11 protein-coding genes and 1 tRNA gene are annotated in these 14,541 nt (G+C 44.3%); 9 read left to right on the forward strand and 3 right to left on the reverse strand.

Annotation, left to right across the window (positions count from 1 at the left end):
• From AC1DCV_RS29575 to AC1DCV_RS29585, 3 genes are all read left to right on the forward strand, one after another.
• On the forward strand, positions 1-582 hold the full coding sequence (locus tag AC1DCV_RS29575; RefSeq protein WP_477026548.1) for a GNAT family N-acetyltransferase: 582 nt from the start codon (positions 1-3) through the stop codon (positions 580-582).
• Positions 583-620: 38 nt separating this feature from the next.
• Positions 621-1,955 (forward strand): argininosuccinate lyase, encoded by a 1,335-nt coding sequence (argH, locus tag AC1DCV_RS29580; protein ID WP_477026549.1) that lies wholly within the window; start codon positions 621-623, stop codon positions 1,953-1,955.
• 264 nt (positions 1,956-2,219) lie between these two features.
• Positions 2,220-4,025, forward strand: coding sequence for an alpha-L-fucosidase (locus AC1DCV_RS29585; protein WP_477026550.1), 1,806 nt, complete (start codon positions 2,220-2,222; stop codon positions 4,023-4,025).
• An 86-nt stretch (positions 4,026-4,111) separates the two neighbouring features.
• Here the strand turns inward: AC1DCV_RS29585 and AC1DCV_RS29590 are convergent, their stop codons facing one another.
• On the reverse strand, positions 4,112-6,487 hold the full coding sequence (locus AC1DCV_RS29590) for a TonB-dependent receptor (protein ID WP_477026551.1): 2,376 nt from the start codon (positions 6,485-6,487) through the stop codon (positions 4,112-4,114).
• A gap of 239 nt (positions 6,488-6,726) precedes the next feature.
• On the opposite strand from AC1DCV_RS29590, the gene AC1DCV_RS29595 reads away from it, so the two are divergent.
• From AC1DCV_RS29595 to AC1DCV_RS29615, 5 genes are all read left to right on the forward strand, one after another.
• Entirely contained in the window at positions 6,727-7,134 is a 408-nt protein-coding gene (locus AC1DCV_RS29595) for a single-stranded DNA-binding protein (RefSeq protein WP_477026552.1), read from the forward strand.
• Between the two features lie 110 nt (positions 7,135-7,244).
• A tRNA-Met gene (locus AC1DCV_RS29600) sits at positions 7,245-7,316 on the forward strand.
• 104 nt (positions 7,317-7,420) lie between these two features.
• Positions 7,421-8,290, forward strand: coding sequence for a GTPase Era (gene era, locus AC1DCV_RS29605; RefSeq protein WP_441577359.1), 870 nt, complete (start codon positions 7,421-7,423; stop codon positions 8,288-8,290).
• 57 nt (positions 8,291-8,347) lie between these two features.
• Complete coding sequence (gene der, locus AC1DCV_RS29610; protein WP_441577358.1) at positions 8,348-9,661, forward strand: ribosome biogenesis GTPase Der; 1,314 nt, start codon at positions 8,348-8,350, stop codon at positions 9,659-9,661.
• A gap of 90 nt (positions 9,662-9,751) precedes the next feature.
• Positions 9,752-9,973 (forward strand): hypothetical protein, encoded by a 222-nt coding sequence (locus tag AC1DCV_RS29615; RefSeq protein ID WP_441577357.1) that lies wholly within the window; start codon positions 9,752-9,754, stop codon positions 9,971-9,973.
• A gap of 147 nt (positions 9,974-10,120) precedes the next feature.
• On the opposite strand, the gene AC1DCV_RS29620 is transcribed toward AC1DCV_RS29615, so the two are convergent.
• Complete coding sequence (locus AC1DCV_RS29620; RefSeq protein WP_441577353.1) at positions 10,121-10,993, reverse strand: transglutaminase-like domain-containing protein; 873 nt, start codon at positions 10,991-10,993, stop codon at positions 10,121-10,123.
• A 128-nt stretch (positions 10,994-11,121) separates the two neighbouring features.
• Positions 11,122-13,473 carry a type I DNA topoisomerase gene (topA, locus tag AC1DCV_RS29625; protein ID WP_477026553.1) on the reverse strand — a complete coding sequence of 784 codons (2,352 nt, stop codon included), beginning with the start codon at positions 13,471-13,473 and terminating at the stop codon, positions 11,122-11,124.
• A 296-nt stretch (positions 13,474-13,769) separates the two neighbouring features.
• Between topA and AC1DCV_RS29630 the strand changes: the two genes are divergently transcribed.
• Complete coding sequence (locus AC1DCV_RS29630) at positions 13,770-14,534, forward strand: Rossmann-like and DUF2520 domain-containing protein (protein WP_477026554.1); 765 nt, start codon at positions 13,770-13,772, stop codon at positions 14,532-14,534.
• The last annotated feature ends 7 nt before the right edge of the window (positions 14,535-14,541 follow it).

Genomic DNA, 14,541 nt, shown 5'->3' on the forward strand with positions numbered 1-14,541 from the left:
ATGGACTTTCAACCTGTTTTAGAGAATAAGCGTGTTTTGCTGCAACCTTTACAGGCAGCACATCTGGAGGACCTGTGGTCAATTGCGGCGGATGCTTCTCTGTGGACGGTACAGTTAAATAAAGTAGAAAGTAAAGAGGACCTGGAGAAATATATTCAGAAAGCATTAAAAGAAAGAGCGGCGGAAGAAGCAGTTCCATTTGTGATCATCGATAAAAAAGAAAACCGTATCGTGGGTTCTACCCGTTATATGGGTTTATCTCTGCTTCATAAACGTACAGAAATCGGGTCTACCTGGATCAGCCCTTCCCTGCATGGTTCGGGGCTGAATAAAGCTATGAAGCATGCTATGCTGCAACATGCATTTGAAGTGATGGGGCTGAACCGTGTGGAGTTTAAAACAGATGAACTGAATACGCAGTCGCGCAATGCTATTCTGAGCCTGGGTTGTACGCAGGAAGGTATTTTCCGGCGTCATATGATCACCAGTGCCGGGAGAGTGCGCAACACTGTTTATTTCAGCATGCTTAAAGAAGAGTGGCCGGAGATAAAGCAGCGTGTTTTTGGTAAATATGATTTTTAATTTCAGGCTGTCATGCAGCATGGAAAAACTATATTATTATGAAATTGTGGCAAAAAGATAAAGCTTCCTTAGCGGCGGTAGAACAGTTTACCGTTGGAAAAGACCGTGAAATGGATGCCTTCCTGGCACCGTTTGACGTGCTGGGTTCTATGGCGCACATCACCATGCTGCAAAGTATTGGATTGCTGGAAGCGGCCGAATTGACCGTATTAAAGCAGGAGCTGAAAAACATTTACCAGGAAATACAGGCTGGTGATTTTAAGCTGGAAGATGGGGTAGAAGATATTCACTCACAGGTAGAATTGTTGCTGACCCGCCGTTTGGGTGAAGTAGGCAAGAAAATTCACAGTGGCCGTTCGCGGAACGACCAGGTTTTAGTAGACCTGAAACTGTACCTGCGCCATGAGCTGCAAACGATGGTAGAAGAAGTGCTGGCGCTGTTTCACCTGTTACAGCAACAAAGTGAAAAGTATAAGGCACACCTGATCCCAGGTTATACCCACCTGCAGATAGCGATGCCATCATCTTTCGGATTGTGGTTTGGTGCCTATGCAGAAAGCCTGGTAGACGATCTCACCATGTTACAGGGTGCTTACAAAGTGGTGAATAAAAACCCGCTCGGCTCTGCTGCCGGTTACGGTTCTTCGTTCCCCCTTGACCGTGAGTTGACCACTGCTTTACTGGGTTTTGATACGCTTAACTACAACGTGGTGTATGCGCAAATGGGGCGTGGTAAAACAGAAAAAATAGTATCTTTTGCGTTGGCAGGTATTGCCTCCACCATCGCTAAAATGGCCATGGATGCATGCTTATTTATGAACCAGAATTTTGGTTTCATCAGCTTCCCTGACGAACTCACTACCGGTTCCAGCATCATGCCACATAAAAAGAATCCGGATGTATGGGAGCTGATCCGCTCACATGGTAATAAATTGCAGGCATTGCCCAACGAAATTGCCATGATGATCACCAACCTGCCTTCCGGCTACCACCGTGATCTGCAGCTGTTGAAAGAGAACTTATTCCCTGCTTTTCAAACACTGAAAGACTGTATCCGTATGAGTCGCCTGATGCTGGAGAATATCCGTATCAAGGAAAATATATTGGATGACAACAAGTATCAATACCTATTCAGTGTAGAAGTAGTGAATAACCTGGTATTGCAGGGTACACCCTTCCGTGAAGCCTATAAAAAGGTGGGAATGGATATAGAGAATGGTACTTTCTCGCCAGAGAAGGCCGTAGCACATACACATGCAGGTAGTATCGGTAATTTATGTACAGAACAAATTGCCGCGCAGATGGATGCGGTGATAAAGGGTTTCCCTTTTGCATCAGTGGATAAAGCATTGGAGCAATTGCTGAATAGCTGATGTGATAAATAGCAGTCTAATATAATTTTTGATGATAAAAACGAAAGAGCCGCTTGAATTTATCAAGCGGCTCTTTCGTTTCACCTTCCTGCCATGCACTATTGGTATTATCTTCCCGCTTACTGAATTAATATTGACAAATTCCCCGATGCAGCCACTGCAAAGCTTTGCGCTTTGAAATATTTTTTATCTTATAGGACCAAAGAGCGTATACAGCCTGCCACTTTCGTTTACTATGGTTATCAACATAAACAGTTTGAACAAATGAAAAAAAGATTTTTACAATTATGTCTTTCAAGCGTCCTGCTGTCAGCCTCCGCTGCTTATGCACAACAGGATCCGGGGTTGATCGCCAATGCTACAGAGCCCGAAGCCATAAGGGATGCCCGTATGCGCTGGTTCAGAGATGCACACTTTGGTATGTTTGTGCACTGGGGACTGTACAGCGTGGCTGCAGGAGAATGGAACGGAAAAGATTACGATGGTTGTGTAGAATGGATACAGAATATGGCCAACGTGCCATCAGCGGAATATGCGGCGAAGTTAACACCGCTCTTCAAACCAAAAAAAGATTTCGCGCGGGAATGGGCTAAGACAGCGAAAGACGCTGGTTGCCGCTATGTGATCTTTACCAGCAGGCATCACGAAGGGTTTGCTTTGCACGATAGTAAAACTACCACCTTTGATGGAATGGATGTTACCGGGAGAGACCTGTTCCGCGAAATCGTAAACGCCCTGCATGAACAGGGATTACGGGTTGGCGTTTATTTTTCCCTGGTAGACTGGCATCACCCGGATGCTTATGTAGAGCATGGTATGCCGGCACCTGGCGGTGTGAAAAATGAAGGTCGCGATAATGCAAAGTATGTCGCTTATATGCATCAGCAGGMAGAAGAAATATTCTGCAATTACGGGCCTATTGATGTGGTTTGGTGGGATTACAGCTCCATGGAGATTCAAGGCGAAAAATGGGGCGCTAATGCGTTAGTAGCGATGGTGAAAAAGCATCATCCCAACATTATTATGAACAACCGGTTATACGCCTTTGAACATAACAGCGAATATACCCGTGCGAATGGTGATTTGGTAACACCGGAACAGTTTATTCCCGAAACCGGCTTTAAAGGCATGGACTGGGAATCCTGTATGACCATGAATGGAACCTGGGGATACAGTAAGAACAACCAGAAATGGCATACAGAGCAAGACCTGGTACATAACATGATAGACATCGTTTCCAAAGGAGGCAACTACCTGTTGAATGTAGGGCCTATGGGCGATGGTACTATTCCGGGCAAAAGCATAGAACTGATGCATGGCATCGGTGACTGGATGCGCTTAAACGGAGAGGCCATCTATGGCTCCAGGGCTAATACCATCGGCAAGGTAAACTGGGGCCGTATCACTACAAAGCCAGGCAGGTTCTTCCTGCATATATTCAACTGGCCCGCAGATAATCGCTTGCATGTGCCGCTGGCACCGGATGCAGGCGTAACGCCGCAGGCTTTCTTCCTGGCAGATGCTGCACATGCACCATTAAAAATAGAAACTGATGAACGCGGATTATTTATCGATGTGAGCAACAAAGCATTTAAAAACAGTGCTGCTACCGTGATAGAACTGGATGTGACGGGTACCTCGCTGATTGCGCAAGGCATTTATCCGGAAACGGATGGCACCTATAATTTAGTAGCCGGTGATGCTATTCTCGCTAATGGAGTGGGGTTATCTGTAGGTGAGCAGGCAACCATTTACAACTGGATGTCGCTGGAAGGAACCGTTACCTGGAATATTAATGTGAAGCAACCAGGTAAATACAAAATGATTTTGAGTACTGCTTGTACAGATGCTTCTGCCGGATCAAAGATTGCAGTAAGTGCTGGTAATACCACATTGACTGGAGTGGTAAAGGGTACGGATAACAGCTGGGGCGCTTATAAAGACTGGGAGTTAGGTACTGTGGTGTTATCGAAGAAAGGCGTGAATACCGTGTTGGTGAAAGCATTAACCAAACCAGGTCTGGGAGTGATGAATCTTCGTGGTATCCGTTTGGTGCCTGTTAGCCGTTAGCTTTTAGCCATTAGCTTTTAGTAAATGCGGCGGAGATGAATATATGTTGGTCTTCGCTGCATTTACTAAAAGCTAATGGCTAAAAGCTAAAAGCTAATGGTAATTCCTGCAAAGAAATTAATCCCTGCCATGGGGTAGTAATAGTTATCATACGCTACGCGATTGTTCGTCAGATCGTAGCTGGAGTAAGTGCTACCATTGGGTTCATATTTTGCATCGAAAATATTATTGAGCATGAACTGTAATCCCAGTTCGCGGAATAGCGTTTGCGGCACAACGTAGTTAATCCGGAGGTTGCTCACAAAGTAAGCATCCAGGCTACCATCCTTGTTGGAGGTGTTGTCCATGTACTGACGACTTACATATTTACCCAATAAATCGATGTTCAGATTTTTAACCGGCTTCACAGATAACGTTAACCTACCTACGAAAGTAGGGGAGAAAGAAATATCAGTTTTGTTGAATACCTGCGTGTGCTTTGCGTAAACAGCATCATAGGTAACGGCCTCGTAGTCCAGTACTTTGTTCTGGCTCAATGCCGCGTTGGCAGCTACGCTCACAATGTTGCCCAGTTTTACGTTACCATTTATTTCAATACCCATGCGGTAGCTCTTCGGAATATTGGTACGCACATATGCGCCAACATTGGTAAGCTCCCCGGTTTGTACGAGTTGGTTTTTGTAGTTCATGTAGTATACATTGGCCTGTATGGCAGCAATGCTGTTATTCCAGGAATAGCCGGCTTCCACATCGCGCAGTATTTCCGGTTTAGGAGTAGCCACGCCGTAGTTGTTTTCAAAATCGCTGCGGTTAGGCTCTTTGTGTGCAATTGCTACGGACGCAAATACGCGGTTGGTGGCGTTGATGTTATAAGAGATACCTGCCTTTGGATTGAAGAAATTATAGTTAACGTGCGCGATGTATTCCGGTGCCGCTTCAAAGCCGTCCATGTTGTACATGATATTACGGTATTGCATATCCGCAAAGATGCTCAGTGCAGATGTGATTTTATATTCTCCCTTCCAGTAGATATTAAAATCATTTTTTGCAGCAGGATAACGGTAGTATTCATGATCTTTTTCAAACTGCGTATCTGCCCATATTACTTTTCCGTAATGGTCGCCGGTGTACCTGTTCCAGCCACCGCCGAGGCTCCAGTTGAATTTTTCACCAGTACGGTTTACAGAAAATACGCTGCCGTAGAAATAATTATCTAACCAAAGCTGGTTAATCACATCTGCCGTATCCCGTTTCACACCATTGATGACCTGGCCCGGAATACCATAATTGGCCAGTGGTTGAAAACCGTTATAATTTTCATAGTAGCCACGTCCGCGGGTGAGGTGAAAGGCCACGTTAAAATTCAGGTGAGTATTGATTTCCTGGTTGAGGAATAACTGGTAATGATCCTGCTGATAGTTATCCGTCTGGTTATCGTAAGGGCTGCCTGGTTTATCGGTACCTGCAGGATTATACGTCCGGTCGGTATTCAGCAGCGCCTGTGGTACACCATACCAGGCCTGGTATGTTTTTTCTTTTCCGGAGAAGACATTCAGCCGTATAGCTGTCTTTTTGGAAATATATGCAGCGGAGGTATAGAAGGAGCGCAGGTCGGATGTTGCGCGGTCTATATATCCGTCTGATGAAATTTTAGAAAGGCGTGCATCGATGGTGAAGTGGTCGTTGATCAGTCCGGAACCTGCTTTCACGGTGTGTTTCCAGCTATTGAAAGAGCCGTAGCTATTGCTGATTTCGCCGTATGCTTTTTCGTTGAATTCGTTAGTGCTGAGGTTAAGGGTTGCACCGAAAGCACTGGCGCCGTTGGTGGAAGTACCTACACCCCGTTGCAGCTGAATGCTGCTTACAGAGGAGGCAAAGTCGGGCATGTTTACAAAGAAAGTTCCCTGTGACTCTGCATCGTTTACAGGTATACCGTTTACCGTAACATTGATACGGGTGATGTCGGAACCGCGTACACGCATGCCGGTGTAGCCGATGCCGGTACCTGCGTCTGAGTTGGTTACCACACCTGGTTGTTGATCGAGTAAAATGGGTAAGTCCTGGCCCAGGTTTGCTTTCTTTATATCTGCTGCTGATATAGTGGTATTGACGAAGGGAGAATTTTTTCCTGCACGCAGACTGCTGATCTCTACCGGTTTTACAAACAGGGGAGATATCTCCAGTGCAATATCTTCCTGTTGGGCATTATTATGTGCATTAACGTTTGTGCTGAAAGATTTGAAACCGATGAAGCTGGCGGTTAAAGTATAGCTTCCTTTTTTAGGAAGGCGGATGCTGTAATGACCTTTGCTGTCGGTTAATGCGCCTGTTTGGTTAATAGCGATGGTCACACCTTCCAGTGGTTGGCCACTGGTTTTATTGGTAACGGTACCGGTAACCAGGGATTGTGCATGCAAAGTGCCTGCTATAGATAGCAGCACTAATAACATTAGCTGTTTCATGTAAGTATGTCTGTTTTCTGTTCGTTCATTTCCTAACCAGCATTACCTGGTCCAGGTTCATTGGGTGTGATCTCAGCCTGAAAGTAAGGCACCCCATGTATTGTGTTACTGCAAAGGTATACTTGTATGTATTAATAATCAGAAAATATTTTTTGAGAGACAGAATTTTGCGTAATTTCCGTTGATACTTCTCTCAATCATCTTTTATAAATTTTTAACTATTTAAATCTTTATTTCTGATGATCAAGCTTCAGTTAATCGGGCATCTTGGCCGCGATGTAGTGAAAAAAGAAGTCAACGGGGCATCCGTTTTTAATTTCCCGGTAGCTGTTAATGAGCGTTTTAAAAATGCGCAGGGCATACTGGAGGAAAGAACCACCTGGGTAGATTGCTCCTTGTGGGACAAAGGGAACGTAGCTCCTTATTTAACGCAGGGTGTCATGGTTTATGTAGAAGGGGCTCCAAAAGTGGAGGCTTATGTAAGCAACAGCACCGGTGCATTGTCTGGCGCTTTAAGACTGAGGGTTTTCTCGTTGCAGTTACTCAGCCGTAGGGATGAGGAAAAAAGACAGGCAACCTTAACAGAAACCCCTGTTCCTGATGCAGAACCGGTTCAGGAACAGCCCGCTGACGATCTTCCATTCTAAAAGTGTATCAAGCATTCCAATATGAAAGCCAACCATTTATGGTTGGCTTTTTGTGTTTCTTTTAAAAAGATTTGGCGGGAATGAAAATAATCCTATATTTGCACCCTCATTGCGAGGTAGAGCAGAGGTAGCTCGTCGGGCTCATAACCCGAAGGTCAGTGGTTCGAATCCGCTCCTCGCTACAAAAATAGAGCTGAAGAGCATCTAAAAGATTTAAGAGCCGAAGAAATTCGGCTTTTTTTATTTCCGTAAGTTTGAGTTGTGAAAGCAGCGTTTAATTGTCATCATGCACAAAGCAGGTTTTGTAAATATTTTCGGTAAGCCCAATGCGGGGAAAAGCACATTGCTGAACGCCATTATCGGTGAAAAGCTGGCTATTATATCTCCCAAAGTGCAAACCACGCGGCATCGTATTACAGGGGTATTAACAGACCCTGCGTATCAGATCGTATTTTCTGATACTCCGGGTATTATTGATCCCAAGTATAAGTTGCACGAGAAAATGATGGGGGCAGTAAAATCTGCCCTGGAAGATGCAGATGTGGCCTTGTTGATCATGGATGCGAAAGACTCTCTGGAAGAAAACCTGGAGATGTTTGACTCACTGAAACTGAAAGTACCCATTATCCTTATCATCAATAAAATGGACAATATCCTTAAGGAGGAAATGGCTGTTTTAATTGATCGTGCAAAGGCCTGGGGAAAAGCAACAGCGGTGGTAGCAGTATCTGCCATGCAAAAAAAAGGTATTAAAGAACTGCTCGCAGAAATTGTAGCACTTTTACCGGATGCAAACGCTTTTTATCCTGATGACACACTAACGGATAAGTCTACACGATTTTTCGTGGCAGAAATGATTCGTGAAAAAATATTCCAGTTATTCGAAGAAGAAATTCCTTATCACACCACGGTAATTGTTACGCAATTCCAGGAGAAGGAAACGCTGACAAAAATAACAGCAGAAATTATTGTTACCCGCGACACCCAGAAAGGAATCATTTTGGGCGAAAGAGGTAAATCGATCCGTGAGATAGGCACCCTGGCCCGTCAGGACATTGAAAAATTCATAGAAAGAAAAGTATTCCTGGAACTGTTTGTGAAAGTACGCGGAAAATGGCGTGATAATGATACGTTTCTGAAGGAATACGGATATTAATTATAGAAAAATTCCTGGATATATTATTCAGGTTAGTACGACAAAATATAATAAAAAATGGCAGGATTTACAGTAGCTATCGTGGGCCGTCCCAACGTAGGCAAGTCAACGTTGTTCAACCGTTTATTGGAACAACGTAAGGCCATCGTGGATGACCAGAGCGGTGTAACCCGTGATCGACAATATGGTGTTGCCGACTGGAATGGCAAAACCTTCAACGTAATTGATACTGGCGGATTTGTAACTAACAGTGATGATGTTTTTGAGCGGGAAATCCGCAAACAGGCGAAAGTGGCCATGGAAGAGGCCAACCTGATCATCTTTATGTGTGATGTGACTACAGGTATTACAGACCTGGACGCAGACGTGGCAAATATTCTCCGCCGTACTTCCAAACCGGTATACGTAGTAGTAAATAAAGTAGATAACCATCAACGCCAGCTGGAAGCCACGGAGTTTTACAGCCTCGGTTTTGAACATATTCACTTCCTTTCCTCCATGACCGGTAGCGGTACTGGTGAGTTGCTGGATGAAGTAGTGACCAACATTACTCCTGAAATGGGAGATGCTACCCTCGACAATGATCTGCCGAAAATTGCGATCATCGGGCAACCGAACGTAGGTAAGTCATCCCTGCTGAATGCACTGGTAGGTGTAGAGCGCAATATCGTTTCTGATATCGCCGGTACTACCCGTGATACCATTCACACCCGTTACAACATGTTCCAGAAAGACTTTATGCTGATCGATACCGCAGGTATCAGGCGTAAGAACAAGGTAAATGAAGACCTGGAGTTTTATTCCGTTATCCGTGCGATCAAAGCAGTAGATGAGTCTGACGTGGTGATGTTGTTGCTGGATGCCGAAAAAGGCGTTACGGCACAGGATCTCAGCATCTTCAGTCTGGCTACCCGCAAAGGTAAAGGCATTGTGGTGCTGGTGAACAAGTGGGATATGATGGAAAAAGGTACCAACACCGCGAGAGATTATGAAAAAGAACTGAAGAAGCGCCTGGCGCCATTCTCCGATGTTCCTATCATCTTTACCTCTGTAACAGAGAAACAACGTATTTTCAAAGCGATAGAAACCGCGCTGGAAGTATATGATAACCGTCAACGCAGAATCCAGACTTCCGTATTAAACGAAATTTTGTTGAAAGCGATTGAAGCGTATCATCCGCCGGTAGTAAGAGGTACTCCTATCCGTATTAAATATGTTACGCAGCTGCCTACGCACACGCCGGCATTTGCCTTTTTCTGTAACCTCCCGGATGACGTGAAAACACCGTATCGTAACTACCTGGAAAACCAGATCCGTACGAATTTCAACTTTACCGGGGTGCCATTGAAGATATTCTTCAGACAAAAATAGCCGTTTCGCTAAAAAAGAGATGACAGGATTTTGTAATTTATAAAATTTGTATACCTTTGCGGCGGTTTTAAAAATAAAACAAACAATCAAATGAAAAAATTATTCGTATTCGCTGTTGCTGCAGGTATGTTCTTTGTAGCTTGTAACGGTGGTAGCACTCCAGCTGCTGATTCTACTGCAACTACAACTGTTGACACTATGAACGCTGCTCCAACTGCTCCAGCAGCTGCTCCAGTTGATTCTGCTGCTCACGTTGATTCTTCTGCTGCTGCTCATGTTGATTCAGCTGCTGCTGCAACTCCAGCTAAGTAAGAGATTATTATATCAAATAATATCTTTCTTGCAAGAAATTAAGAAGCCCATCGCTTATGCGGTGGGCTTCTTAATTATACGGATTTTGTCTTTGTTCAGGAAAATCATCTAAATCAGTATAATCCTGAACAATGACAAAAAATCGCACTAGTCTTCCAGTATACTCGCTAAATTCATTAATTCATCCTGTTTATATGCATCCTTGTCATCCCGGAAGCATTTGGATAATTCTTCCAGCAGGAATTGTATCAGCCGTTTATTGGATTGTGGCTTGAAGTAAGAGGGAACAGATGGTACCTGTACTCTTTTCAGGTAGGTATCTACATCCTGTTGGGTATAGATCTGACCTTGAATGGGATCTATAAAAAATAAGATCCGGTGATCGGAAGGGTCTATCGGACCGGAGAAATCAACGTAACTGTCGAAGTAAGCCAGGATAAACTGCCGGGGTATATTGACGGCATACACCGGTAAATCCAGCATGGCGCATAAGGCCGAATAGATGATACCGTTGGTAATTGGATTCCCTTTTTTGGATTCTATGACCTGGTTAATGAAAAACTGATTTTTGCGCTGATAGGAAACTTCTTCTCCTTTGAGGCCAAAATAGTTATAGATCATGCTGTTCAGCACATTGATCTGTTCCAGTGGTGTAAGATAATTATTTAGTTCTAGCCAGATATTACGTTTGATACGGTCTATCTCTGTGATAATCTGGGAATCGATCAGGTCAGGGAACTGGTACCTGGCCGCCAGTATGGCGCCCTGCAACAGGTCCTGCATTTCCGAAAGTCCCCATACACGTAACGCTGCCTGCAAATCCTGGTAATGTACCCGATGAATCAGCAGTTCTATCCTTTCCTGAATAGCTTCGTCAATTGTATTCTCCCACAAATTCTCCAGGTTTGGAATAATATCTTTACCGTACAGTAATATTTTACTGGCAACAGTATCAAATACCTCCAGATCCGGATCATCCAACAGGTGGAACAAAGCGTTTATTTCTCTGTTTTCGTTCATACCATTATTATGATCATGTGGTAATCATCAAATAATGTGATCCTGTTGGCAAATTAAATAATAAGCATATCACTCACACTGCAGTTATTATCATTGCCTCCATTTTTCATCATATTCTTACCACTGCGTTACTCAGCTTTCTTCTTTCTGGGTGGTGCTTTTTTCTTTGGTGGATTAGCTTTAGCTTCTTCTATTATTGCTTTGGCTTCTTCTACCGTTAAATCAGCTGCCGTATCAATTTTCTCTTTCGGTATTTTAAAGTTCTTCAGACCTTGTTTGATATAAGGACCATAAGGGCCTTTCAGGATCTGTATTTTTTCTTTTTCAAATATTTTGATGGTGCGTTCGTCTTTTGCGGTACGTTTTTCCGCAATCAGTGGTGCTACTTCATCCAGTTCAACAGTGTAGGGGTCCATTTCCTTCTTCAGGGAATAGAATTTCTTATCATGTTGGGCATATGGACCAAAACGACCGATGTTCACCACTACATCAGAATCTTCAAACTGACCCAGGTTGCGGGGCAATTTAAACAATTCCATGGCTTCGTCCATGGTGATGGTTTCGATGCTTTGGGTAGCTTTTAATTTTGCAAAACGAGGTTTTTCCTCATCTTCCACGCTGCCTATCTGGATCATGGGGCCATAGCGACCCATGCGGGCCACGATTGGTTTGCCGGAAGCGGCATCTGTTCCCAGCGGACGTTCTCCTTTTACACGTTCTGCATTTTCCAGGGTGTTTTCCACATCTTTATGGAAAGGGAAATAGAATTCGCTGATCATATTGTTCCACACCTTCTTACCGCTGGCAATTTCATCGAATTCTTCTTCAATTTTGGCGGTAAAGCCGTAGTCCATTACATTATTAAAGTATTGGTTGAGGAAGTCGGTCACGATCATTCCCAGATCAGTAGGGAACAGTTTTGATTTTTCTGCGCCGGTATTTTCTGATTCGGTTTGTTTGCTGATCTGATCCGCTTTCAGGACCATGATGCGGTAATCTCTTTTAATCCCTTCTTTATCTCTTTTTTCTACATAATTACGCTTCTGTATAGTGGTAATGGTAGGAGCGTAGGTAGATGGACGGCCGATGCCCAGTTCTTCCAGTTTCTTTACCAGGCTGGCTTCTGTGTAACGCGGCGCCGGGCGGGAGAATCTTTCAGTAGCCTTCATTTCTTTCAGGTCCAGGGATTGTTTCACCGCCAGTGGAGGTAAAGATCCTTCCTGTTCATCTTCCTGTTCTTCCTCATCATCGTGGCTTTCCATATATACTTTCAGGAAGCCATCGAATTTCAGTACTTCACCGCTGGCAGTAAGCTCTTCGTGGTTGGTAGAGATATCGATTTTGGCGATGGTCTTTTCCAGTTCCGCGTCTGCCATCTGGCTGGCGATGGTACGTTTCCAGATCAGTTCATACAGTTTGCGGGTATCGCTGTCATCTACAGTGGTGTTTTCCATGTAGGTAGGACGGATGGCCTCATGCGCTTCCTGTGCGGACTCATTTTTATTTTTGAATTTGCGGTGTTGATGGTATTTATCACCGAAACTTCCTTTAATAGCTTTTTCAATTTCACCCACAGCGGTATCGGACAGGTTTACGGAGTCTGTACGCATATAGGTGATATTACCGCTTTCATACAGCTTCTGGGCCAGCAACATGGTTTTGGAAACGCTGTAGCCTAGTTTACGGCTGGCTTCCTGTTGGAGGGTAGACGTGGTAAATGGCGCTGCGGGCGATTTTTTACCAGGTTTAACCTGTATGTCTTTTACGGTATAGGCAGCGGCTACGCATTGCTGGAGGAATTTCTCCGCGTCTTCGGCCGTTTTAAATTTGCCGGGACCATCTGCCTTAAAGGAAATACTCTTACCATTAATATCTTTACCGGTAAAATAAGCTTCTACTTTAAAGGTGCTGACAGACTGGAAGTGGTTGATTTCTCTTTCACGTTCAACAATCAGTCTTACCGCCACGGATTGTACACGGCCGGCAGACAGGGAATTACGCATGCTCATTTTACGCCACAGTACCGGGGAGATTTCAAAACCCACGATCCGGTCCAGTATACGGCGGGCCTGCTGTGCATTCACACGGTCCATATCCAGTTTACGTGGATGCTGAACGGCGTTTTCGATAGCAGGTTTGGTAATTTCATGAAACACAATGCGTTTGGTTGTTAACGGATCCAGGTTCAACACCTCACACAGATGCCAGGAAATGGCTTCTCCCTCACGGTCCTCATCCGTTGCCAGCCATACCTCATCGGTATCCTTCGCCAGCTTCTTCAGCTCTTTCACCACCTTTTCCTTATCTTCCGGTATAACATACTTAGGCTTAAAGTTATTTTCGATGTCTATCCCCATATCATCCTTTTCCAGATCACGGATGTGACCGAAGCAGGACCTGACTTCAAAGTCCTTGCCTAGTATTTTTTCTATGGTCTTGGCTTTCGCCGGGGACTCAACTATAACTAAATTTTTTGCCATGTATGCTTCTTTAATGCGCTGCTAAATACGCAAAATTCTGTAAAATAATTACTTCAATGAATTCTGCAATGATATAAAAGTCACCTCAAATTAAAAAATAAGACCACTTTTAAACGTTAAAATACGTTGTAATGTAATGAAAAAAACGGGGACCCGCTAAAACACGTATATTAGAAACCACGAATCATGCACGTATTTGAATAATTCCGGTCGCAGTTACAGCAAGTGATCTGTCCGGAGATCAGACAGCCGGATATACGGATACCAGGCAGTTTGTTATTTTAAAATTAATTATAATGGATATAGTAATTGTTGGCACTGGCAATGTTGCACATTGTTTCGGACATCTCTTAAAAATTCATGGCCACCAGATAAAACAGGTGGTCAGCAGGCAAATGGCACATGCACAGGAGCTGGGGGAGATGCTGAATGCCTCCTATACAGATGATTTGCAGGATATTAATATGGAGGCAGACATTTACCTGCTGGCTGTCAGTGATGCCGCCATTGCTGAGCTGAATGACCAGTTGCGGCTGGGCAAGCGCATCGTGGTGCATACTGCGGGCGCTGTTCCACTAACAGCCATCTCCCGGATATCAGCCAACATCGGGGTATTATATCCTTTACAATCCATCCGCAAGGAAATTAAAAATTATCCACCTATACCTGTTATGCTGGAAGCCAGCAATGACGAGGTGCTACGGCGGCTGCAGTCCCTGGCCCAGAGTATTTCCGGCAGTGTAACCGTTACTTCGTCCGCCCAGCGGCTGAAGTATCACCTCACTGCTGTGCTTTGCAATAATTTCACCAACCACCTCTTCGCCCAGGCAAAAGCATATTGTGAAAAAGAGCAGCTGGACTTTTCCCTGCTGCAACCTATTATAAAGGAGACATTTGACCGCCTGGAAAAATATTCACCGGAAACAGTCCAAACAGGTCCGGCGTTGCGCCAGGATGAAACCACTATGAGCCTGCACCGGGAATTGCTGGCCAATGATGAATATTTGCAACTGGTGTACCAGGTGATGTCCGATGCTATTTACCAATTCCATAATAAATAGAGAATTA

This window comes from Chitinophaga sp. 10T418 (assembly GCF_056394125.1).

Coding starts and splice junctions, on each gene's coding strand:
- AC1DCV_RS29575 (WP_477026548.1), top strand. CDS start 1: ATGGACTTTCAACCTGTTTTAGAGAATAAGCGTGTTTTGCTGCAACCT.
- argH (WP_477026549.1), top strand. CDS start 621: ATGAAATTGTGGCAAAAAGATAAAGCTTCCTTAGCGGCGGTAGAACAG.
- AC1DCV_RS29590 (WP_477026551.1), bottom strand. CDS start 6,487: ATGAAACAGCTAATGTTATTAGTGCTGCTATCTATAGCAGGCACTTTG.
- AC1DCV_RS29595 (WP_477026552.1), top strand. CDS start 6,727: ATGATCAAGCTTCAGTTAATCGGGCATCTTGGCCGCGATGTAGTGAAA.
- era (WP_441577359.1), top strand. CDS start 7,421: ATGCACAAAGCAGGTTTTGTAAATATTTTCGGTAAGCCCAATGCGGGG.
- der (WP_441577358.1), top strand. CDS start 8,348: ATGGCAGGATTTACAGTAGCTATCGTGGGCCGTCCCAACGTAGGCAAG.
- AC1DCV_RS29615 (WP_441577357.1), top strand. CDS start 9,752: ATGAAAAAATTATTCGTATTCGCTGTTGCTGCAGGTATGTTCTTTGTA.
- AC1DCV_RS29620 (WP_441577353.1), bottom strand. CDS start 10,993: ATGAACGAAAACAGAGAAATAAACGCTTTGTTCCACCTGTTGGATGAT.
- topA (WP_477026553.1), bottom strand. CDS start 13,473: ATGGCAAAAAATTTAGTTATAGTTGAGTCCCCGGCGAAAGCCAAGACC.
- AC1DCV_RS29630 (WP_477026554.1), top strand. CDS start 13,770: ATGGATATAGTAATTGTTGGCACTGGCAATGTTGCACATTGTTTCGGA.